At 43.6% G+C, this 21,287-nt stretch carries 20 protein-coding genes and 1 pseudogene; 18 read left to right on the top strand and 3 right to left on the bottom strand.

What is annotated here, in order from left to right; genetic code table 11:
- Positions 1 to 24: 24 nt before the first annotated feature.
- Positions 25 to 381, bottom strand: a complete 357-nt coding sequence (locus tag B9T29_RS05160) for a hypothetical protein (protein ID WP_086174885.1) — start codon at positions 379 to 381, stop codon at positions 25 to 27.
- Between the two features lie 571 nt (positions 382 to 952).
- On the opposite strand from B9T29_RS05160, the gene ndhC reads away from it, so the two are divergent.
- The 16 genes and pseudogenes from ndhC to B9T29_RS16815 all read left to right on the top strand — a co-directional run bounded on the left by ndhC (position 953) and on the right by B9T29_RS16815 (position 17,963).
- Positions 953 to 1,498: an NADH-quinone oxidoreductase subunit A gene (ndhC, locus tag B9T29_RS05155; RefSeq protein WP_086174884.1), complete on the top strand. Its 546-nt coding sequence runs from the start codon at positions 953 to 955 to the stop codon at positions 1,496 to 1,498.
- A gap of 6 nt (positions 1,499 to 1,504) precedes the next feature.
- Positions 1,505 to 2,182, top strand: a complete 678-nt coding sequence (locus tag B9T29_RS05150; protein WP_086174883.1) for a NuoB/complex I 20 kDa subunit family protein — start codon at positions 1,505 to 1,507, stop codon at positions 2,180 to 2,182.
- 88 nt (positions 2,183 to 2,270) lie between these two features.
- Entirely contained in the window at positions 2,271 to 4,058 is a 1,788-nt protein-coding gene (nuoC, locus tag B9T29_RS05145) for an NADH-quinone oxidoreductase subunit C/D (RefSeq protein WP_086174882.1), read from the top strand.
- Between the two features lie 14 nt (positions 4,059 to 4,072).
- Positions 4,073 to 4,582: an NADH-quinone oxidoreductase subunit NuoE gene (gene nuoE / locus B9T29_RS05140; protein WP_086174881.1), complete on the top strand. Its 510-nt coding sequence runs from the start codon at positions 4,073 to 4,075 to the stop codon at positions 4,580 to 4,582.
- A complete protein-coding gene (nuoF, locus tag B9T29_RS05135) occupies positions 4,579 to 5,907 on the top strand; it encodes an NADH-quinone oxidoreductase subunit NuoF (protein ID WP_086174880.1) in 1,329 nt (442 codons plus the stop codon). Before nuoE ends, nuoF begins: the two co-directional genes overlap by 4 nt.
- Before the next feature lie 11 nt (positions 5,908 to 5,918).
- On the top strand, positions 5,919 to 8,600 hold the full coding sequence (gene nuoG / locus B9T29_RS05130; RefSeq protein WP_086174879.1) for an NADH-quinone oxidoreductase subunit NuoG: 2,682 nt from the start codon (positions 5,919 to 5,921) through the stop codon (positions 8,598 to 8,600).
- 3 nt (positions 8,601 to 8,603) lie between these two features.
- Complete coding sequence (gene nuoH / locus B9T29_RS05125; RefSeq protein WP_086174878.1) at positions 8,604 to 9,620, top strand: NADH-quinone oxidoreductase subunit NuoH; 1,017 nt, start codon at positions 8,604 to 8,606, stop codon at positions 9,618 to 9,620.
- 18 nt (positions 9,621 to 9,638) lie between these two features.
- Positions 9,639 to 10,181 (top strand): NADH-quinone oxidoreductase subunit NuoI, encoded by a 543-nt coding sequence (nuoI, locus tag B9T29_RS05120; protein ID WP_086174877.1) that lies wholly within the window; start codon positions 9,639 to 9,641, stop codon positions 10,179 to 10,181.
- Complete coding sequence (gene nuoJ / locus B9T29_RS05115; RefSeq protein WP_171259646.1) at positions 10,181 to 10,699, top strand: NADH-quinone oxidoreductase subunit J; 519 nt, start codon at positions 10,181 to 10,183, stop codon at positions 10,697 to 10,699. Before nuoI ends, nuoJ begins: the two co-directional genes overlap by 1 nt.
- Entirely contained in the window at positions 10,699 to 11,007 is a 309-nt protein-coding gene (gene nuoK, locus B9T29_RS05110; RefSeq protein WP_004651041.1) for an NADH-quinone oxidoreductase subunit NuoK, read from the top strand. The genes nuoJ and nuoK overlap by 1 nt, the downstream gene beginning before the upstream one ends.
- On the top strand, positions 11,004 to 12,899 hold the full coding sequence (gene nuoL, locus B9T29_RS05105; RefSeq protein ID WP_086174875.1) for an NADH-quinone oxidoreductase subunit L: 1,896 nt from the start codon (positions 11,004 to 11,006) through the stop codon (positions 12,897 to 12,899). Before nuoK ends, nuoL begins: the two co-directional genes overlap by 4 nt.
- A 7-nt stretch (positions 12,900 to 12,906) precedes the next feature.
- Entirely contained in the window at positions 12,907 to 14,511 is a 1,605-nt protein-coding gene (nuoM, locus tag B9T29_RS05100; protein WP_171263984.1) for an NADH-quinone oxidoreductase subunit M, read from the top strand.
- A 3-nt stretch (positions 14,512 to 14,514) separates the two neighbouring features.
- Positions 14,515 to 16,008 carry an NADH-quinone oxidoreductase subunit NuoN gene (gene nuoN / locus B9T29_RS05095; RefSeq protein ID WP_086174873.1) on the top strand — a complete coding sequence of 498 codons (1,494 nt, stop codon included), beginning with the start codon at positions 14,515 to 14,517 and terminating at the stop codon, positions 16,006 to 16,008.
- A 122-nt stretch (positions 16,009 to 16,130) separates the two neighbouring features.
- The gene (gene upp / locus B9T29_RS05090; RefSeq protein WP_086174872.1) at positions 16,131 to 16,766 is read left to right on the top strand and encodes a uracil phosphoribosyltransferase; all 636 of its coding nucleotides are present in this window, start codon (positions 16,131 to 16,133) and stop codon (positions 16,764 to 16,766) included.
- 83 nt (positions 16,767 to 16,849) lie between these two features.
- On the top strand, positions 16,850 to 17,143 hold the full coding sequence (locus tag B9T29_RS05085; protein ID WP_086174871.1) for a cold shock domain-containing protein: 294 nt from the start codon (positions 16,850 to 16,852) through the stop codon (positions 17,141 to 17,143).
- Between the two features lie 87 nt (positions 17,144 to 17,230).
- Positions 17,231 to 17,963: pseudogene (locus tag B9T29_RS16815) on the top strand (cold shock domain-containing protein).
- A 36-nt stretch (positions 17,964 to 17,999) separates the two neighbouring features.
- On the opposite strand, the gene gigC reads toward B9T29_RS16815, so the two are convergent.
- The gene (gene gigC, locus B9T29_RS05075; RefSeq protein ID WP_086174870.1) at positions 18,000 to 18,884 is read right to left on the bottom strand and encodes a LysR family transcriptional regulator GigC; all 885 of its coding nucleotides are present in this window, start codon (positions 18,882 to 18,884) and stop codon (positions 18,000 to 18,002) included.
- Positions 18,885 to 18,969: 85 nt separating this feature from the next.
- Here gigC and B9T29_RS05070 point away from each other — a divergent pair, with 85 nt between their 5' ends.
- Positions 18,970 to 19,731, top strand: coding sequence for a ferredoxin--NADP reductase (locus B9T29_RS05070; protein WP_086174869.1), 762 nt, complete (start codon positions 18,970 to 18,972; stop codon positions 19,729 to 19,731).
- 172 nt (positions 19,732 to 19,903) lie between these two features.
- On the opposite strand, the gene B9T29_RS05065 is transcribed toward B9T29_RS05070, so the two are convergent.
- On the bottom strand, positions 19,904 to 20,326 hold the full coding sequence (locus B9T29_RS05065) for a hypothetical protein (RefSeq protein ID WP_086174960.1): 423 nt from the start codon (positions 20,324 to 20,326) through the stop codon (positions 19,904 to 19,906).
- 467 nt (positions 20,327 to 20,793) lie between these two features.
- Here B9T29_RS05065 and B9T29_RS05060 point away from each other — a divergent pair, with 467 nt between their 5' ends.
- The gene (locus B9T29_RS05060) at positions 20,794 to 21,072 is read left to right on the top strand and encodes a hypothetical protein (RefSeq protein WP_086174868.1); all 279 of its coding nucleotides are present in this window, start codon (positions 20,794 to 20,796) and stop codon (positions 21,070 to 21,072) included.
- Positions 21,073 to 21,287: the final 215 nt, after the last annotated feature.

The following is a 21,287-nucleotide window of genomic DNA, read 5'->3' as shown; positions in this document are numbered from 1 at the left end:
CACCGGATTCGGTGCTTTTTAGTCTTATTCGTGACTGGTAGCATCCGGTTCAATCAGGCTTTTTCCCTGTTTTAAGCTGGCGAGTGCATCTGCATTGAAATCTAGCAGCAAAGAATTGTTTTTGGGGTCAATTGCATAATGGCTGATCAATTTCTGGTCCCCGTTTAATGTTTCGACCCTGTATTCATCAGCAACGTTTAAAATAGCTTCGAGATTGGTGGTGGTTGAAGCAAAGTCCTGGCGGAAAAGATCATAAATATCACGCAGGTCAAAAATAGCATCACGTGCATCTGGATGTTTCTCGATATATCGTTCCACATGACGCACTAACAGTTGTGCAAAGAAGAAGTATTCAGATTCATGGGCATATTTTAATGTCATTATAGTTTCTCCTGTCTATTCACTTTTTGAGTTTTAAATACAAATATCACAAACTGTTAAACGCATGTCAAAGTGTTGCAAAAAAACCACAAGAATAAAGCAGCTTATGCAAAAAATATGGGTTAGCTTATAAAGCAAAAGAAGGTGATTTATGTTTAATGTCGTGATGATCAGGAGGAAAATTTAATCAATTTCCGTGGTTGCTATCATTTTTTAAATAAATACTGAAAATAAAATGAACTTTTAAAATAGATAGGATATTCATTAATAACTGCACTTCTGGTTTGAAAAATAAGTGAGTAAAAATTCCTCATAAAATCTTAATGTGAGAAAATTTAATAAAAATAACTATTTTTATTAAATAAAACGATAAAAGTTGTGTGCAAGGGAATATACGCAAATTAAAAGCGGTAATGTCGAAAAAATCATCCAAAAGACTAAGGCTTATAAGCTAGCAAGTGAAATCATAAATCAGGTACAATTGGCGGGATTAATTTTGTGTTTGGTGTATTTGAAGGCCAATACATACATTCTTTGTTAATAAATTAGGCCTGCCAGGAGTTATCCCCGCATGAGTGCCATTACTCCATACGATTGGGCAATTATTGCCTTCGTGATCGGCGTTACATTTCTTTGTGTCTTTATGCTCACAGTTCCTTTACTCCTTGGGGGTAAATCATGGGGCCGTGCAAAGCAAGAGCAATTTGAGTCAGGTGTGGTAGGGGCTGGTGGAGCACGTATCCGCTTGTCTGCAAAGTTCTACTTGGTTGCTATTTTCTTTGTGGTATTTGACCTGGAAGCACTGTATCTCTACGCATGGGCTACATCAGTTCGTGAAGTAGGTTGGTTCGGTTTTACCACTGTTGTAATTTTTGTGGTCGATTTATTGATTGCTTTGGTTTATGCCATTTCTGTAGGGGCATTAAACTGGGCACCAACCGATCGTCTCAAAGCAGCAGTTATGAAGTCGAAAGTGGGTTCGCCGAATATGAACCTTGCCGACATTACGCGCTTCAATTCTATTGAAGAGTTGGTTGTTGATCCTACAGGTCAAATTCCAGCTCAATCATCTGGTCGTGTGAAAAAATCTGCGACTACATCATCTAGTAAGGAGTAACTCGGGATGAAATATACATTAACCCGTGCGAATCCGGATGCTGATCAATATCCACTTCAAGAGCGTCAGATCGTTAGCGATCCGCTTGAAGAAGAAGTGAATAAAAATGTGTTCATGACTCGTTTAGAGGATGTAATGCATACAGCTGTAAACTGGGGCCGTAAAAACTCTGTATGGCCGTTTAACTTTGGTACATCATGCTGTTACGTAGAATATGCAACCACTTTGACCGGTGTGCATGATATGTCACGTTTCGGTGCCGAGGTTATTCGTGCTTCACCGCGTCAGGCTGACTTAATGATCGTTGCAGGGACCTGCTTCGTGAAAATGGCACCTGTAATCCAGCGTCTATACGAGCAAATGTTAGAGCCTAAATGGGTGATTTCAATGGGTGCTTGTGCAAACTCTGGCGGTATGTACGACATCTATTCAGTGGTGCAAGGTGTGGATAAAATCATCCCTGTCGATGTGTACATCCCAGGTTGCCCGCCACGTCCTGAAGCATTGCTGCAAGCATTAATGTTGTTACAAGACCAAATTCAATTAGAGCGCCGTCCGCTTTCAGCGGTCATTGGTGATGATCTTCAGCCAGTATATAAGCCAAAGATGCAGCCAGAACGTGACCGTAAGAATGCTGAACGTATTGCAGTGAAAAACTTACGCTCTATGGATGAAATTAAATAATCTGAGCGACAAAATATTGATGCACCCGGTTTGGGTGTAATTGTCGTTTAAGGTTGCCTGAATTTGTATTAAATAGGAAGCCAAGCCAATGGCTGAAACTAACATTGCTATGCCAGAATCAACTCCAGTTGATTCACGCCCAGCATTTGCAATTATAGAAGAGCTCAAAACCAAATTTGGTGAGAACTTCTTTGTGCAAACGACTTTTGAAGACTTTCCAACAGTCTGGGTTGAGCGCGCACGTGTACAAGAAGTTTTAATGTTCTTGCGTACAGTGGCACGTCCTTACGTGATGCTGTTCGACTTGTCTGCGGTAGATGAACGCTTGCGTACTCACCGCGACGGTTTGCCTGCGTCAGACTTCACTGTGTTCTATCATTTGTTGTCGCTAGAGCGTAATACGGATATTCGTATCAAAGTTGCGTTAAACGAGAATGATGTAAATCTTCCAACAGCAACCAACATTTGGCCAAATGCCAACTGGTACGAACGTGAAGCTTACGATATGTTTGGCATCAACTTCGAAGGGCATCCAATGCTCCGTCGTATCTTGTTGCCTACATACTGGGAAGGTCACCCACTTCGTAAAGAATATTCTGCACGTGCCACTGAATATACGCCGTATATGCAGAACCAGGCGAAACAGGATTTTGAGCAAGAACACTTGCGTTTCGTTCCTGAAGACTGGGGTCTAAAACGCGGTAATGCCGATGAAGACTTCATGTTCCTGAACTTGGGGCCTAACCATCCATCTGCGCACGGTGCATTCCGTGTGATCTTGCAGCTGGACGGCGAAGAAGTGAAAGACTGTGTGCCAGACATCGGTTATCACCACCGTGGTGTGGAAAAGATGGCTGAACGTCAAACCTGGCATTCATTCATTCCGTATACCGACCGTGTTGACTACCTGGGTGGTTGTGCGCAAAACATGCCTTATGTGATGGGCGTGGAGCAACTGGCGGGAATCACCGTTCCTGACCGTGCACAATGTATCCGTGTCATGATGTCTGAATTGTTCCGTATCAATAACCACTTGTTATATATCGGTACGGCTATTCAGGATGCCGGCGGTATGACCCCAGTATTCTATATGTTCGCTGACCGTCAAAAAATCTATGACGCCATCGAAGCCATTACCGGTTACCGTATGCACCCTGCATGGTTCCGTATTGGCGGTACTGCACACGATCTTCCGAACAATTGGCAATCACTCATTCGTGAAATTCTCGAATGGATGCCAAAACGTATGAATGAATACTACACCGCAGCATTGAAAAACTCGGTGTTTATTGGTCGTACCCGTAATGTTGCGCAATACGATGCAAAATCTGCGTTGGCTTGGGGTGTAACCGGTACTGGTCTGCGTGCAACAGGGATCGACTTCGATGTGCGTAAATACCGTCCTTATAGCGGTTATGAAAACTATGACTTCGACGTACCGGTTGAATACGAAGGCGATGCTTACGCGCGTGTGATTGTTCACTTCCGTGAAATCGAACAGTCACTGAAAATCATCAAACAGTGCTTAGACAACATGCCTTCTGGTGCGTACAAAGCAGACCATCCACTGGCTGTTCCACCACCAAAAGACAAGACATTGCAAGATATTGAAACCTTGATTACGCACTTCTTGAGCGTATCATGGGGTCCTGTAATGCCTGCAGGTGAAGCATCTGTGATGGCGGAAGTGGTAAAAGGTGCGTCTAACTATTACTTGACTTCAGACAAGTCAACCATGAGTTACCGTACCCGTATTCGTACACCGACTTTCACGCACTTACAGCAAATGCCTTCTGTGATTAATGGCAGTCTTGTGTCTGACTTAATCATTTATTTAGCGACAATTGACGTCGTAATGGCTGACGTGGATCGCTAAGGGGTAATCGCATTATGATGATTTTGACTGATAAAAAGCCACGTGTGAATGTTGAAGGGATTTTAACTTCGGAAGAAATCCACGAAATTGAACATCACATTGGTCACTATCCGTACCCACGTGCCGCATGTCTAGATGCGTTGAAGTGTGTACAACGCCGTAATGGTTGGGTAGATGACGCGCAAATGAATGCAATTGCTCAGCTTTTGAGTATGAGCGTTGCAGATCTTGAAGGCGTAGCGACTTTCTATAACCGTATTTACCGTCAACCGGTCGGTCGTCACGTAATTTTATTATGTGACTCGATCGCGTGTTTCTTGATGGGTGCGGAAACTTTGGCAGAAGCCTTTCAGCGTGAATTGGGTATTCAATTTGGTCAAACCACCGCTGACGGTCGTTTCACTTTATTGCCAATCTGCTGCTTGGGTAACTGTGACAAAGGTCCAACCCTGATGATTGATCAAGACACGCACGGTTTGGTTGAAGTAACTTCAATTAAACAGTTATTGGAGAAGTATGTATGAATACTGAACCAAAACCAATTTATGGCGACGGTAATCCAGAAACTCACCCATTAACATGGCGTTTGAGCAAACAGGAACATGTTCGTAGTGCAGATGACTACGAAACACTTGAAGGTTATGCAGGCTTTAAAAAAGCACTGACTATGCCTCCGAAAGATGTGCTTGAAGTCATTAAAGCTGCGACTGTAAAAGGCCGTGGTGGTGCAGGTTTCCCGGCAGGGATTAAATGGTCGCTTATGGCGCCAAATGATGGTGGTCCGCGCTACCTGATCTGTAATGCCGATGAAATGGAACCGGGTACCTTTAAAGACCGTTTGTTGATGGAAAAACTTCCGCATCAATTGATCGAAGGTATGCTGATTGCAGGCTATACGCTAGAAGCAACTCAGGGTTATATCTTTATCCGTGGTGAGTACATCGAAGCTGCTGGCTACTTAAATGAAGCGTTAGAGCAAATCCGTGCCAAAGGTTACCTGGGTGAAAACATCCTTGGAACTGGCTGGAACTTCGAAATGCATGTGCATACCGGTGCGGGTCGTTATATCTGTGGTGAAGAAACCGCATTGATTAACTCGCTTGAAGGTCGCCGTGCCAACCCACGTACCAAACCACCATTCCCGCAAGTTGCAGGTGCTTGGGGTCGTCCTACGATTGTCAACAACGTAGAGACTTACAACAACTTACCGGCAATCATGCTGCGTGGTCCTGAATGGTATATCGGCTTATCTGCGGGTAAATCGAAAGATCCAGGTACCAAAATTTACGGTGCATCAGGTAAAGTGAAATTCCCTGGTCTTTGGGAACTGCCATTTGGTACCACTGCACGTGAAGTGATTGAAGATCACGCTGGTGGTATGCGCGATGGTTTGAAACTGAAAGCATGGTTACCAGGTGGGGCATCGACTGACTTCCTAGCAGTAGAGCATATCGACTTGCCAATGGATGCAGAAAGCATTATGAAAGCAGGTTCACGTTTAGGTACCTGTTTGCTGATGGTGGTTGATGAAACTCAATGTATGGTTTCAGCAACGCGTAACCTTGAAGAATTCTTTGCGCGTGAATCATGTGGTTTCTGTACCCCTTGCCGTGATGGCCTACCTTGGGCGGTGAAAGCGCTGAAAGCACTTGAAGATGGTACAGGTAAGAAAGAAGATATCGATCACTTACAAGAACTGACTCGTAAGCTTTGGATTGGTAAAACTTTCTGTGCTCACGCTCCAGGTGCTATGGAACCACTCATGGGCGCACTCAAACATTTCCGTGGCGAATTTGAAGCGAAGGTAGTCAATGCCGCCGCTCAAACCAGCAACGTAGAACAAGCTTAAGGAATTCGACTATGGCTACAATTCATGTCGATGGCAAATCGTATGAAGTCAACGGCTCGGAAAACTTGCTACAAGCATGTTTGAGTCTTGGCATTGATATCCCATACTTTTGTTGGCATCCATCCTTAGGTTCTGTCGGTTCTTGCCGTCAATGTGCCGTGACTCAATACGCGAATCCGGAAGATACCCGTGGTCGTTTGGTCATGTCATGTATGACACCTGCTTCTGACAATACCTACATCTCGATTGAAGACAAAGAAGCAAAAGATTTCCGTGCTTCGATTGTTGAATTCTTGATGACCAACCACCCACATGACTGTCCAGTGTGTGAAGAAGGTGGTCACTGTCATTTGCAAGATATGACTGTGATGACTCAGCATGACCGTCGTCGCTACCGTTTCACTAAACGTACCCATTACAACCAGGAGCTTGGCTCATTCATTTCTCACGAAATGAACCGTTGTATTGCGTGCTACCGTTGTGTGCGTTACTACAAAGATTATGCGGGTGGTACAGACTTTGGTGTTTACGCAAGTGCATCACGAGTTTACTTTGGTCGTCCAGAATCAGGTACTTTAGAATCTGAATTCTCTGGTAACTTGACTGAAGTTTGTCCTACAGGTGTATTTACCGACAAAACTCACTCTGAACGCTATAACCGTAAGTGGGACATGCAGTATGCGCCAAGCGTATGCCAAGGCTGTTCTTCAGGTTGTAACATCTCTCCGGGTGAACGTTATGGCGAACTTCGTCGCGTAGAAAACCGTTTCAATGGTGACGTTAACCAATATTTCCTTTGCGACAAAGGTCGTTTTGGTACAGGTTATGTGAACCGTGCAGACCGTCCACGTCAACCACAATTACGTGATGGTGCCAACGTAACGACTATTTCAGTTGATCAGGCATTAGACACCGTGATTGCAAATATCCAGGGCAAAAAAGTTCTAGGTATTGGTTCACCACGTGCATCGCTTGAAACTAACTTCGCGCTTCGCGAACTTGTTGGTCAAGACAACTATTCAACCGGTATGTCGCAAAAAGAGCAAAACCTGGTTGAACTTGCAGCTTCTATCATGCAAACCGAGGGTGTCTATAACCCGACCATGCGTGAAATCGAAAGCTATGATGCTGTATTGATTCTGGGTGAAGACTTAACCCAAACTGCGCCACGTATGGCATTGTCTGTTCGTCAGGCTGCGAAAAACAAAGCCAAAGAAATGGCAGCAGAACGTCGCACCCAAGAATGGTTGGCTGAACCGGTACAACGTATTGGTCAGGATGAAAAATCTCCAATCTTCATTCTTGCTGCTACACAAACACGTTTAGCAGACGTGGCGACGGGTGAAGTTGTTGCATCTCCAAACGACATCGCGCGTTTAGGCTTTGCGGTTGCTGCTGGTGTTAAAGGTGAAAGCATTCTTGGTTTAGATGACGATGCCAAAGCATTTGCGCAAACCATTGCGGATACTTTAAAAGCAGCTAAAAAACCACTGATCATCTCTGGTACAAGCTTGCAAGATGCTGCCATCATGGAAGCTGCTGCACAAGTGGCTCAGAACCTGGGTAATAATGCAGGCTTAACATTGACTGTTCCTGAAGTGAACTCAATGGGCTTGGCAATCTTCGGTGGTCAAAGTTTAGAACAAGCTTTCGCGCAAAATTACGACACCATTATTGTGGTTGAAAATGACCTTTACCGTCGTTTACCAGCTGCACAAGTGAATGCTGCACTTTCAGGCAAAGAAGTGATTGTTTTAGATCACTCTGAAACTGAAACAGTGAAGAAAGCGGATATTGTGCTTTCAGCTGCCAGCTTCGCGGAAGGTGATGGTACTGTGGTATCGCAAGAAGGCCGTGCACAACGTTTCTACCAAGTGTATGACCCAAGCTACTACAAACCTGAACTTGCGATCAAAGAATCATGGCGCTGGTTGCATGCCATTGAAACTGGTGTGAAAGGCAAAGCGATTTCTTGGACATTGCTGGATGATGTTATTGAATCCGTAGTGAAAAATGTTCCTGCACTTGAAGCTATTCAAGATGTAGCACCAGACGCGGGTTACCGTGTCCATGGCTTGAAGATTGCACGTGAACCACGTCGTTATTCAGGTCGTACTTCTATGCGTGCTCCGCTTTCAGTGCATGAACCTAAACAGCCAGTCGATGTTGATTCTGCATTAACATTCTCTATGGAAGGTTATGTGGGTAATCAGACTCCATCTTCACTGGTTCCATTTGCATGGTCTGCAGGCTGGAACTCTCCACAAGCCTGGAACAAATTCCAAGACCAAGTGGGTGGTCACTTAAAAGGCGGTGATTCAGGTATTCGTTTATTCGATCGTTTGGCTAAACGTCCTGTACGTACATTCGTTGCTCCAGCACCAGTACTTGTAAATGCGGAAAGCTTCCGTTTAGTGCCTATGCATCATATCTTTGCTTCTGGTGAATTTACGGTGAAAACTCCGGCCATGGAATCACGTATTCCGAATGCCATGTTTGCAGTAGGTGAGCAAGATGCTGCGCGTCTAAACGTTCAAGATGGTCAAAAAATTACTGTGAAAGCAGGTGAGGCAACCATTAGCCTTCCAGTTCAAGTGATCGAATATTTACCTACAGGTTATATCGGTTATCCAATTGGTCTTGCACCAACGGTTTCACTTGCAGAACCTGTCTCAGTCGCGGTAGGAGTGTAATTCATGAATCAAGAAATTATACGTCAAACACCGCTATGGGCTGAGAACTGGCCAATCGCTTATTCTGTGGTTCAAGCGATTGTGATCTTGCTTGTAGTGGTGCTTGTCGCTGCGTTGATGTCATTCATCGAACGTCGTTTACTTGCGTTATGGCAAGACCGTTACGGTCCAAACCGTGTTGGTCCCGGGGGGATGTTCCAGATCGTTGCCGACATGCTGAAAATCATGTTCAAGGAAGACTGGACACCTAAGTTTGCCGACAAACTGACTTTCCGTTTAGCACCAGCAGTTGCGATGGCGACTGCAGTGCTTTCATTCATGGTGATTCCTGTAAGTCCAACAATGGGCGTAGCAGACATGAGTATCGGCCTGTTGTTCTTTATGGCAATGGCAGGTATTGCAGTCTATGCAGTGTTGTTCGGTGGCTGGTCTTCAAATAACAAATATGCGTTATTGGGTGGTCTACGTTCTGCAGCTCAAACCATTTCTTATGAAGTGTTCCTGGGTATCTCGCTGATGGGTGTGGTGGCAATTGCCGGTTCATTCAACATGCGTGAAATTGTTGAAGCACAACGCGATGTTTGGTTTGTGATTCCACAATTCTTAGGTTTCATCATCTTTATTGTTGCAGGTGTTGCAGTAACTCACCGTCATCCATTTGACCAACCGGAAGCTGAACAAGAATTGGCTGAAGGTTATCACGTCGAATACGGTGGTATGAAATGGGGTATGTTCTTCGTTGCAGAATATGTCAACGTGGTTCTTATTTCAGCATTAATCGTCACTTTATTCTTTGGCGGTTGGTTAGCACCATTTAACCTAGAAATTCCATTTATTCCACCAGTATTCTGGTTCATTATCAAAACAGCATTCTTTGTGATGATGTTTGTCTTGGCACGTGGCTCATTAATGCGTCCACGTTATGACCAGGTGATGAACTTTGGTTGGAAGATTTGTTTGCCATTGGCGTTGGTCAACTTGTTGGTGACTGGTGCTGTGATTCTGATGAATCAGGCCTAGGACAGCAGGGAGTACAAAATGTATAAAATTCTAGCTGGATTCGGGTCAATCGTACGTTCACTGTGGATGGTCTTCAGCCACGTGACACGTAAACGTGACACTATTCTTTATCCAGAAGTACCAGGTGAACAAATTGTTCCGCCACGTTTTCGTGGTCGTATTGTCTTGACACGTGACCCGGATGGCGAAGAGCGCTGTGTTGCTTGTAACCTGTGTGCGGTGGCTTGTCCGGTGGGCTGTATTTCACTACAAAAAGCAGAAAAAGAAGATGGTCGTTGGTATCCGGAGTTTTTCCGTATCAACTTCTCTCGTTGTATTTTCTGCGGTATGTGTGAAGAAGCATGTCCAACGACTGCAATTCAAATGACACCAGATTTCGAGTTAAGTGAATACGTTCGTCAAGACTTGGTTTACGAGAAAGAGAACTTGCTTATTTCAGGTCCTGGTAAATATCCGGACTACAACTTCTACCGTGTAACCGGTATGGCAGTTACAGGTAAAGACAAAGGTCAGGCACAACGTGAAAGTGCACCTGTTGACGTACGGAGCTTATTACCATGATGTGGCCATTTTATTTGATGGCACTCGTGGCCATTGTATCTACGGTTCGTGTTGTCACTAACGCGAATCCTGTACATGCTTTATTAAGCCTGATCGTGTCATTGCTTGCTGTAGCAGGCATGTTCATGATCGTGGGCGCGCCATTTGCCGGTGCGCTTGAAATTATTGTTTATGCTGGCGCAATCATGGTGTTGTTCGTGTTTGTGGTGATGATGCTGAATCTTGGTCAACATACGGTTGAACAGGAACGTAAATGGCTGACTTCATCTGCATGGGCATATCCAGCATTGATGAGTTTCCTGATGGGCTTAGTGCTTGTCTGGATGCTTGGTTCAGATTACACAACCGCAGGTCCTGTGATGGGCACTCAAGTTGTGGGACCTAAAGCTGTAGGTACAGCGCTCTTTACTCACTACTTACTATTGGTAGAAGTTGCCGCAATGTTATTGCTTGCAGCCCTCGTTGCAGCATTCCACTTAGGTAAACGTGAACCAAGTGCAAAAGAGGAAAAAGAATAATGGGCAACATTCCTTTAGAACATGGTTTGATCGTTGCAACCATTCTTTTTGCACTGGGTTTTTACGGTGTAATGGTGCGACGCAACCTATTATTTATGTTGATGAGCCTTGAAATCATGATGAACGCAGCTGCGCTTGCGTTCGTTTTGGCGGGTAGTGCATGGTTACAGCCAGATGGACAGATTATGTTTATCTTGATTTTAACTCTTGCTGCTGCAGAGGCTTGTATTGGTCTTGCGATCGTCCTTCAGTTCTACCATCGCTTCCATCATTTGGATGTGGATGCTGCTAGTGAGATGCGCGGATGAGTTATTTATATTTAACAGTATTATTTCCGCTCATTGGTTTTGTCCTCTTAGCGGCGGGGCGTAACAAGCTTCCTGAAAATGTAGCAGCCATTATTGGTGTCGGTTCAGTCGGTTTATCTGCTTTATTTGCACTGATTGCCGGCATGGGCTTTGTAAGCAATGGTTCAGTGGCTCAAGTTCAACATCTTTGGACCTGGTTCAATGTCGGTGGTTTTGCACCGGGCATGAGCTTGCATTTAGATGGCCTGTCTTTACTCATGACCGGTATGATCACCGGTGTGGGTTTCCTGATTCACATCTTTGCATCATGGTACATGCGCGGTGAAGAAGACTTCGCACGTTTCTTCTCTTACTTCAACCTGTTCGTAGCAAGCATGTTGCTTCTCGTTCTTGGCGATAACCTGGCGTTATTGTTCTTGGGTTGGGAAGGCGTAGGTCTATGTTCTTACCTGTTGATTGGTTACTACTACCAAAACCCTGAAAATGGTTTTGCGGCAATCAAGGCATTTACCGTAACCCGTATTGGTGACGTATTCTTGCTGATTGCATTGTTCTTGCTTTACCAACAGTTTGGTACTTTGCATATTGGAACAATCGTTGCCAATGCACCTCAAGTTTTAGCGGGTGACCATTCACTTGCGATCTGGACATCATTAATGTTGTTCTTGGGTGCTGCCGGTAAATCTGCGCAAATTCCATTACAAACATGGTTGGCCGATGCGATGGCAGGTCCTACACCTGTTTCTGCATTGATCCATGCTGCAACAATGGTAACAGCAGGTGTTTACCTGTGCTGCCGTATGTTCTCCGTGCTTGAAATGACACCAGAAGTGATGATGTTTATCTCGATCACTGGTGCGGTAACATTGATTGTTGCTGGTTTTGCTGCATTGGTTCAAACCGACATTAAACGTATTCTGGCTTACTCAACCATGAGTCAGCTGGGTTATATGTTTATGGCTGTGGGTGCTGAAGCATACCAGGCTGGTCTGTTCCACATGCTTGCACACGCATTCTTCAAGGCATTATTATTCTTGTCTTCTGGTGCGGTGATTCTGGCTTACCACCACGAACAAAACATTTTCAAAATGGGTGGCTTGTTCAAACATAACAAATTCTTGTTTGCCTGCTTCGCGATTGGTGGCGGTGCGTTGGCTGCAATTCCATTCTTGACCATCGGCTTCTTCTCTAAAGATGCCATCCTTGGTGCAGTTTGGGCACAAAGCCATATTGCAAATCTTCCTGTATATAACTGCTTGTACTGGACAGGTGTTGCCGGTGCATTCTTAACTTCAATCTATACATTCCGTTTAATCTGGGTTGTATTCTTTGGCAAAGAAAACACACCGTATCACGAAATCAAAGGCGCAACTTATTGGGCTCCGCTGGGTATCCTTGCGGTACTTTCAACTGGTCTGGCTTACTTCTTGAAAGCACCAGTAGAAGCTGCGTTAACCAAAGCTAATATTCCAGCTTTTGTCATTCCTGAAGCGCTTGAAGCAGGTGTACACGGTGCCGAATATACAGCAGTAGGTATTGCACTTGCCGGTCTGGTGGTGGGTATTGTGTTATTTGCCTTTGCATATAATGCAGTAAAAGCTTTTGCCTGTACTTCATTCGGTGCTGGTCTTGCTAATATCTGCCGTAATGCACTTGGTTTCGATGCCTTGTATAACATCGTATTTGTGAAACCATATTTGCTTATCGCGAAAATTTTAGGTCGTGATCCGATTGATGGCTTGTGGTTAGTGCTTCCTGCCATTGTGAAAGGTGGCCATAGCTTCACCAGCTCACGTCAAACAGGTTCATTGCGTGAATACGCATCAAGTATGTCACTCGGTGTAGTGGTGTTACTGATGATCCTGATCGTGATTCAGGTAGTGGGGAAATAAGATGGAAATCACAAACAACTGGATTTTACCCGCGCTGATCCTCGTACCGTTCATTGCAGGTTTTATTTGCTGGTTAGTTGACAAGTTCAACGACAAATTACCACGTTACATTGCGCTATTCGGTATGCTCATTACTTTGGGCCTAACCGTTGCGCTTTGGAATTCGGGTACTTATAACTATGAACTCGGCGCAAAAGTTCCAACTTGGGCTGCCGAATTCATGTTGCCGTGGATTTCAACCCTCGGCATTAACATTCACCTTGCGGTGGATGGTCTTTCACTTCTTATGGTTGGCTTGACTGCATTACTCGGTGTACTTGCAGTGGGCTGTTCATGGGGTGAGATTCAAAAGAATGTTGGTTTCTTCCACCTGAACCTTTTATGGTCTTTAGGTGGGGTAATCGGTGTATTCCTGGCGATTGACCTGTTCCTGTTCTTCTTCTTCTGGGAGATGATGCTGGTACCAATCTACTTCCTGATTGCGTTATGGGGTCATAAGGGAGCAGACGGTAAGTCACGTGTTTACGCAGCAACCAAATTCTTCATCTATACGCAGGTTGCAGGCCTGATCATGCTGATCGGTATCCTGGGTCTGGTGGTCTACGGTTACATGATGACCGGTATGATCGGTTTCGATTACAACTACCTGTTAGGTGTGGCGAATACCCTGGATGCACAATTGCCATCAGTGGCTTATGCCTTGATGATCTGTATGTTCATTGGTTTCGCTGTAAAACTTCCAGTGTTTCCATTGCATGGCTGGTTACCAGATGCACATGCTCAAGCTCCGACAGCTGGTTCTGTTGACTTGGCCGGTATTTTGATTAAAACAGCTGCATACGGTTTGCTGCGTTTTGTTATGCCGTTCTTCCCGGCAGCATCTGCACAGTTTGCAGACATTGCCATCATCTTTGGTTTAATTGGTGTGTTCTACGGCGCTTGGTGTGCTTTCCAGCAAACCGATATGAAACGTTTGCTTGCGTATACATCTATTTCGCACATGGGCTTTGTATTACTTGCACTTTACGCGGGTAATATTTTGACTTTCCAAGGCTTAATGATCATGATGCTGGCACATGGTATTTCATCTGCTGCATTGTTCATTATGTGTGGTCAAGTGTATGAGCGTTTACATACACGTGATTTACGTTTAATGGGCGGTATGCGTGGTCAGTTCCAATACCTTTCATTCTTCTTGATGTTCTTTGTTGCAGCACTTGTCGGTATTCCAGGTTTAGGTAACTTTATTGGTGAATTCCTGATTCTTATGGGTTCATTCGGTAAATTCCCAACCTACACCATTGTGGCAGCAATCAGCTTGGTGTTGGCAGGTCTTTACGGCTTGATCCTGATTCACAAAGCATTGTTTGGTACGCCAAATGAAGAGCAAAAACAACATAATACAAACCCATTGAAAGACTTGAATGCGCGTGAAATTGTTATTTTGTTAGTGTGTGCTTTTGGTCTACTATGGCTCGGTATCTACCCACAAAGCTTCCTTGATATTTCAAATTCAAGCATGGCGTGGTTAGCAAACAGCTATATCCCAGTTCAAGAAGTTGTCGATGCGACTCAACAAGTCGTATCTCAACAAAATGTGGAGATCCAATAAGCCATGAACTTCACAATGTCATTTTCTGAGCTTATGCCATTAGCTCCTGTGATGATCGTGGCTTTAACTGCGATCGTAGTGATGCTTCTTATTGCAATTAAACGTAACCATAATTTAATTGCAACAGCCTCTGTAGTCGGTTTAAACCTTGCTGCAGCATACGTCCTGATTGCGATGTTCGGTGGTGCTTTTGCACCGTCGAACGTGATGGGCATGTTTATGGTTGATCCATTTACCTTGCTTTATCAATTGGTGATTCTGGTTGCTGCACTGGCTTGCTGTACCTTGTCACATGCTTATATTGAAAGCTATAAAGATAACCGTGAAGAACTTTACATCTTGATGTTGTGTTCGGTAGCGGGTGCAATGCTCATGGTGGCAAGCTCTCACTATGCAGCGTTCTTCATTAGCCTTGAGCTGATGTCGATTCCTGTATACGGCCTGTTGGCTTATACACATCAGCGTTCGCAATCTTTAGAAGCGGGTATTAAATACCTGGTGCTTTCAGCAACGGCTTCTGCAATGTTGTTGATGGGTATGGCATATATTTATGCATATACCGGCTCGTTATCTTTCTATGACAACGTTCAGGCATTGATGCAAGCCATCAAACAGCCAATGGTGATTTTAGGTCTAGGCTTAATCGTGTTTGCCGTTGCATTTAAATTGTCTCTTGCACCATTCCACAAATGGACACCAGACGTTTATGCAGGTGCACCAGCACCAATCGCTACATTCCTGGCAACTGTTGCCAAGGTAGCGACCATTGGCTTGTTCGTACGTTATTTACTGACTTCAGGTGCAATCCTAGTAGAGTCAATCGTAACCATCATCACGATTATTGCGGTGCTTTCTATCTTGGTGGGTAACTTCCTTGCAGTGCGTCAAGTGAACTTGAAACGTATTCTGGGTTATTCTTCAATTGCACACTTTGGTTATTTGTTGATTGGTTTAATCAGCATGACTTACGCAAGCTTGGGTAACGTGTCGGTATACGTAATCACTTATGTGTTGACTACGATTGGTGCCTTCGGTGTTGTAGCGTTAATGTCTAGTCCGTTTAACAATGTGGATGAAGCACAAAGCCTTGCAGATTACCGTGGTTTGTTCTGGCGTCGTCCAGTGCTTACTGCAACCTTGACTGTGATGATGTTATCTCTTGCAGGTATTCCATTGACTGCGGGCTTCATTGGTAAGTTCCTGGTGGTAATGGCTGCGGTAACAACTCAGCACTGGTTCCTTGCTGCAATGATCGTTGTTGGTTCTGGTATTGGCTTGTACTACTACCTGCGTGTGATGGTGGTGATGTACATGACTCCACCGGATACCCCACGTATTGATGCCGATAAACATTGGGGTCAAAAAGTGGGTGGTATTATGGTGTTGGCTGCGGCACTTGCTGTATTGGTTATTGGTGTTTACCCAGATCCACTCATCAAGTTAGCGCTCCAAGCCGAGATTTTATCTCCATTACATTTCATGCTGTCTCAACACTAATCTAAAAAAACTATAAGTTTTTAGCAAAAAGCCTCCTTAGTTAGGGGGCTTTTTGTTTATAAGAGATATAAAAAACATTTATAATAGTCGAAATTTTTATCTCATCTTTTAGGTGTTCTCCCGTGGCTATTCATGAAATTCGTCATCCGCTTATCCGACATAAACTTGGTTTGCTACGCCGTGCAGACATTAGTACAAAAAACTTCCGCGAACTTGCTCAAGAAGTCACCATGCTGCTTACTTATGAAGCAACCAAAGACTTACCGATGTGTGAGCATGAAATTGATGGCTGGAATGGCAAAGTAACTGTAGACCGTATTGCGGGCAAAAAAATTACCGTTGTGCCAATTCTGCGTGCCGGTATTGGCATGTTAGATGGTTTTTTAAACCTGATTCCAAGTGCCAAAGTATCGGTACTGGGTCTTGAGCGTGATGAAGAAACCTTGCAAGCACGTACTTACTATAAAAAACTGGTACCAGACGTACAAAACCGTTTGGCGATGATTATTGATCCAATGTTGGCCACCGGTTCTTCATTGGTTGCAGCTATTGATGTATTAAAAGCCAGCGGCTGTAAAGATATCCGCGTGATGGTTCTGGTTGCTGCGCCAGAAGGGATTAAGAAAGTAGAAGAAAAACACCCGGACGTGACAATTTTCACCGCATCTATTGATGATGGTTTAAATAAAAACGGTTATATCGTTCCAGGTCTTGGCGATGCCGGTGATAAAATCTTTGGTTCAGTTCAAAAAGACTAATTTTTGAAAGAACCAAAAAAAGAGGCTGATACAGCCTCTTTTTTATATACTGTAGATATGGATTTTTAGAATAGGACAGAAACATGAAAGATGAATTGTATCAGGGCAAAGTAAAGCAATACGACGCTGCAAAAGGGTTCGGTTTTATTGGGTCAGAAGAAGGTGACGTATTCTTCCATATTTCAGATTTCCCAGCTGCTGATGGTGAACCGAAACGTAACGAACGCGTGAAGTTCAATGTTGTTCAAAATGGCGATAAATATAAAGCTGTTAAAATTGAGCGTGTCGAAGACAATTCTGCGAAAGCTAAAAAATCTAAAGTGGCAGCACATAACAAGTCGATTACTTCAGCTTTGCTGTCTAACTTTAAACGCTGATCATTGCAAATGATCTGAATGGAAAAGAGACTTTTTAGTCTCTTTTTTATTATAATAAGAAAAAATATAAATGAAAAAGAGTATCTTATGTTTATTCAGGGGAAAGTCAAAACCTATAACGCTACGCGTGGTTTTGGATTTATAGCAGTGGATGGGGACGTGAAAGACGTGTTCTTTCACATTCAGGATGTACCAAATAGCAGTATCGAACCTAAAGTCGGTGAGAACTTTAAATTTATTATTGCCGAAGATGACGGTAAATTCAAAGCCGATCGTATTGTGCGACTGGACATACAATCTGTTTCAATAGATCGCATAGCCGCCAAGCCATCGGGTAGCAAAAAATCGACTACTTCGCCACGTTATCATAAAGGTGGACAAAACAGGCAAAATCTTGACCGGCATTGCATTGATCATCATGGCGGTGGGAGCTGTGATGGGCTATGGAAAATATCAGGATTATCGCACTGCAGAGCAGCTGAAAGCACAACAGTTGATCATGGAGCAACGGCGTATTGTGTCGCAACAGCGAGAAGCACTGGGAGATTTACCAGAAGCGATTTTATCGGAGCAGGGGCAGCGTAATCTAGCTGCTGAAACTTACAATACCAATAAACCGCGTTCAGAAAAAATCAGTGCCAGTATTGATCAGCAAAATGGAGTGAGGCTGGCAACCACACAATTTAAATGTGATGGACGAACGCATTGTTCACAAATGAGTTCTTATGAAGAAGCATTATTCTTCTTAAGAAATTGTCCAGGTACACAAATGGATGGTAATAATGATGGTGAGCCTTGCGAGCGCCAATTCGGACGCTAAAAAAAGCGCCATTTGGCGCTTTTTTATGACTTTAAATTATTCTTCGCAGAATTTCATAAAGGCTTTTAAACCCGGACCCTGATATTTTTGACGATGCACTAACATGAATAAAGGACGGGTCAGTTGCCAGAAAGGCGTTTCTAAAATGACCAGCTGACCTTTTTCACGTAAAGGTTCAATGGCGAGTTTAGAAATACAGGACATTCCCAGACCACCAGCGACAATTTTAAGAATGGCTTCATTATGACCGAGGGTTAATCGGATATTGGCATCCGGTAAATCTTTGAGAATGGCATTATCAAAAACTTCACGGGTACCTGAACCTTCTTCACGTAAAATCCACTCTACACCTACTGCCTCGAAGTCCGCAGAGGTTAATGGACGTCCAAGTTGCGCCAGCGGATGATCCGGTGCACAACACACCGCAAGTTCATCGTCACGCCAGTGGATACACTGTAATTGTGGTAGATGACATGAACCCTCAATCAAGGCTAAATCAAGCTGGAACTGGTTCACGGCTTCAATCATCTGCCGGGTATTACCCACTTGCAACTGTAAATGTGCTTGCGGCTGGATCTGGAGAAAGTCAGCCATCAGGTCGGGCATCAGATAATCACTGATAGTCAATGTTGCACCCAAGCGCAGGTCAATACTTTGCAATTCACCTTTGGCAGCCTGTTCAAAAGCGTCGCAACGACCTAAAATTTCCAGAGCTTGCGGGAGTAAAAAACGGCCTAAATCATTGAGTTGTAGACGTTTACCGAGACGGTCAAACAGTGGAGCACCTAAGCCATCTTCCAAGTCTGCTAAAGCCATACTTGCAGCACTTTGCGTGAGCTTGACGGCATCACTGGCCTTGGTTACTGTGCCTTCTTGTGCGACTGCTACAAAAACAGCCAACTGGCGTAAAGTCATGCGCATGAATAGAGCCTTAACATTTAAAAAATATTAATAAATTATGTGGTCATGCTACCATGAGCACAGTCTTTCATGCCACGTTGAAATCATGTCAATTGAAAAATTTAGCTTAGAAAAAGTCTTATCTGTACATCGTTGGACCAATACCTTATTCAGTTTTACCATGACACGACCTGCGCATTTCAAATTTACCGCCGGACAGTTTGCACGTATTGGCTTAAAAGTGGGTGATGAGCTGGTGGTTCGGGCTTATTCTGTAGTGTCATCACCATTTGATGAAACGCTGGAATTTTTCTCAATTGTGGTACCCGAAGGCGCGTTTACCTCGAATTTGCAACATCTCAAAGTAGGTGATGAGCTGTACCTGGAAAAAATTCCCTATGGCTTTTTAACCCTGGCACGTTATCAACTGCCGTTACCGCAGGATTTATGGCTGTTGGCTACAGGTACAGGCTTGGCACCTTTTATTTCCATGCTACAAGACTTTGAAACCTGGTCTAAATATAAAAATATCCACTTGGTCTATAGTGTCAGAACAGAAGCTGAACTGGCTTATGTAGAGCGTATTCAGGAAATTGCAGAAACCTTTGGTGAAGGGCATAGCGGCTTTCAATTCGTACCGATTATCACCCGAGATCCCAATGCAGCGTTACATGACCGCTTGCCTGTGCTGATTGAAAATGGGGAACTGGAAAAAGCGGTGGGACTACAATTGAATGTTGAAACCAGCCATGTGATGCTGTGTGGCAACCCACAAATGGTAGAAGATACCAAAGAAGCATTAAAAGCACGTGGTCTGAAGATGAACCGTCGTGGTGAAGGCAATATTGCAGTAGAGAATTATTGGTAAGAGCATTTAGAGTTCCTCCCTTTTTAAAGGTGAGAAGCACTGCTTCGCAAGGGCGGGATTCAATCGGATGTAAATCATCTAAAAATTAATCCCTCCCAACCTCCTTTTAAGAAAGGGAGGAAATACAAGGCACAAAAAACCTCCACTGCGGAGGTTTTTTATTGTTCATCTTTTAATGCACAAACATATCAATATATTCACGAATTTCTTGAATGGCCGTTTCTACATCGCTGGTGAGCCAGGTCGGTTCAAACAGACCTGAATAATGTTCAAGACGGTCTTGCGGAACCACCAGACGGATCGGGCACTCTTCTTCCAGCAAGCGCCAAGGAATAATCGGCACTTCATTGTCTAAAAAAGGCGCAATATTACGAATGTCGATCACCATGGCATTGATGCATTCGGGGAAAGGCATCACCGAAAATTCTTCGGTACGACGGCGGAAATATTCCAGATCACCCCATTTAAGTATGTAACTTGGTTTATTAAATTCAATAATACCAATCAGATGTTCATCACGTGTGTAATGCAAGCCACATTGATGGGTGACATCAGTGTCCAGATCAAGCGTTACAGATTGCTGACGATACGCCATAAAATTAAGCAGCATGAAAAACAAGGTGCGTAATTATAGCTTATTTTAGATTTTTCAGCACCTCAAGCACATATCATCTTGTTAAACCGACCACGATTAAAAAACCGTTAATTTACTTATTTTAAAACTGTAACTTAAATCACTTTTTGGATTTTTTAAAATTTTACCCGGGCCTAAATAAACTCATAATTCATTATGCCTAATATAAAAAAAGTGTAATAGAAAATCCCTTAGACCTTCATTAAAACAGTAGCAGCAGTAAAATTAAATGAGCTCTGGCATAAGTTAAAATCAAATGGCTAAACTCTTTTCGGTGCTAAAACGATTTAAAAGACAGTTTTCGCCATCCACTGTTTTTTAAGTAAAATTTACATGTATTCACCATGTCACTATGCTTTTATACATAACCCATCAGCAGATATTGTTAATATAAAAATACGGAAACTAGATAAAAAGAGGGGAAAAACATGACACATGATTTTAACAAACCACCTCATGTTACTAGCGCAGAAGAAAGATCTCAAAAGAAACGTTTGCCAGTTTATATTTTAGTTCTTGTGGGTGTGTTCTTCATTGCCGTACTGGTTTACATGTTTGCGGATAATAAACCCACCGCAGAGGATGCACCTCCAGGACATCCTGAACCTACTGCCCAACCTGCAACACCAAATAACAGCACCACCGCTACAGCAACAGATGACGCTGTAGCCACAGACAGCAATACTGCGACTGCATCAAATCGATAGCTCGAAACTTAAGTCATATTTTTTAAAGCCCTAATCTGCAAAGGATTAGGGCTTTTGTGCATTCTCATGTGCGCTTTTGTTGTATTTATGCTGGTTCATATTGAATAAAAAACAACCAAAATTTAATGTGTTTTTAATGCCGTCATTTCAGGTTGAGCACACTCTACATAACCCCCGATTCATCAGAACATCAATAAGTAATAACAAGAGGAATA

The organism is Acinetobacter sp. ANC 3903 (assembly GCF_002135315.1).
In the GTDB taxonomy this organism is placed as follows: Bacteria; Pseudomonadota; Gammaproteobacteria; order Pseudomonadales; family Moraxellaceae; genus Acinetobacter.
The sequence above is the reverse complement of the archived record's forward strand: the minus strand, read 5'-3'. Positions and strand labels throughout refer to the sequence as shown.

Bases quoted from the DNA above. Each gene is read 5' to 3' on its own strand.
- B9T29_RS05160 (WP_086174885.1), bottom strand. From the start codon at position 381: ATGACATTAAAATATGCCCATGAATCTGAATACTTCTTCTTTGCACAA.
- ndhC (WP_086174884.1), top strand. From the start codon at position 953: ATGAGTGCCATTACTCCATACGATTGGGCAATTATTGCCTTCGTGATC.
- B9T29_RS05150 (WP_086174883.1), top strand. From the start codon at position 1,505: ATGAAATATACATTAACCCGTGCGAATCCGGATGCTGATCAATATCCA.
- nuoC (WP_086174882.1), top strand. From the start codon at position 2,271: ATGGCTGAAACTAACATTGCTATGCCAGAATCAACTCCAGTTGATTCA.
- nuoE (WP_086174881.1), top strand. From the start codon at position 4,073: ATGATGATTTTGACTGATAAAAAGCCACGTGTGAATGTTGAAGGGATT.
- nuoF (WP_086174880.1), top strand. From the start codon at position 4,579: ATGAATACTGAACCAAAACCAATTTATGGCGACGGTAATCCAGAAACT.
- nuoG (WP_086174879.1), top strand. From the start codon at position 5,919: ATGGCTACAATTCATGTCGATGGCAAATCGTATGAAGTCAACGGCTCG.
- nuoH (WP_086174878.1), top strand. From the start codon at position 8,604: ATGAATCAAGAAATTATACGTCAAACACCGCTATGGGCTGAGAACTGG.
- nuoI (WP_086174877.1), top strand. From the start codon at position 9,639: ATGTATAAAATTCTAGCTGGATTCGGGTCAATCGTACGTTCACTGTGG.
- nuoJ (WP_171259646.1), top strand. From the start codon at position 10,181: ATGTGGCCATTTTATTTGATGGCACTCGTGGCCATTGTATCTACGGTT.
- nuoK (WP_004651041.1), top strand. From the start codon at position 10,699: ATGGGCAACATTCCTTTAGAACATGGTTTGATCGTTGCAACCATTCTT.
- nuoL (WP_086174875.1), top strand. From the start codon at position 11,004: ATGAGTTATTTATATTTAACAGTATTATTTCCGCTCATTGGTTTTGTC.
- nuoN (WP_086174873.1), top strand. From the start codon at position 14,515: ATGAACTTCACAATGTCATTTTCTGAGCTTATGCCATTAGCTCCTGTG.
- B9T29_RS05085 (WP_086174871.1), top strand. From the start codon at position 16,850: ATGAAAGATGAATTGTATCAGGGCAAAGTAAAGCAATACGACGCTGCA.
- gigC (WP_086174870.1), bottom strand. From the start codon at position 18,884: ATGCGCATGACTTTACGCCAGTTGGCTGTTTTTGTAGCAGTCGCACAA.
- B9T29_RS05070 (WP_086174869.1), top strand. From the start codon at position 18,970: ATGTCAATTGAAAAATTTAGCTTAGAAAAAGTCTTATCTGTACATCGT.
- B9T29_RS05065 (WP_086174960.1), bottom strand. From the start codon at position 20,326: ATGGCGTATCGTCAGCAATCTGTAACGCTTGATCTGGACACTGATGTC.
- B9T29_RS05060 (WP_086174868.1), top strand. From the start codon at position 20,794: ATGACACATGATTTTAACAAACCACCTCATGTTACTAGCGCAGAAGAA.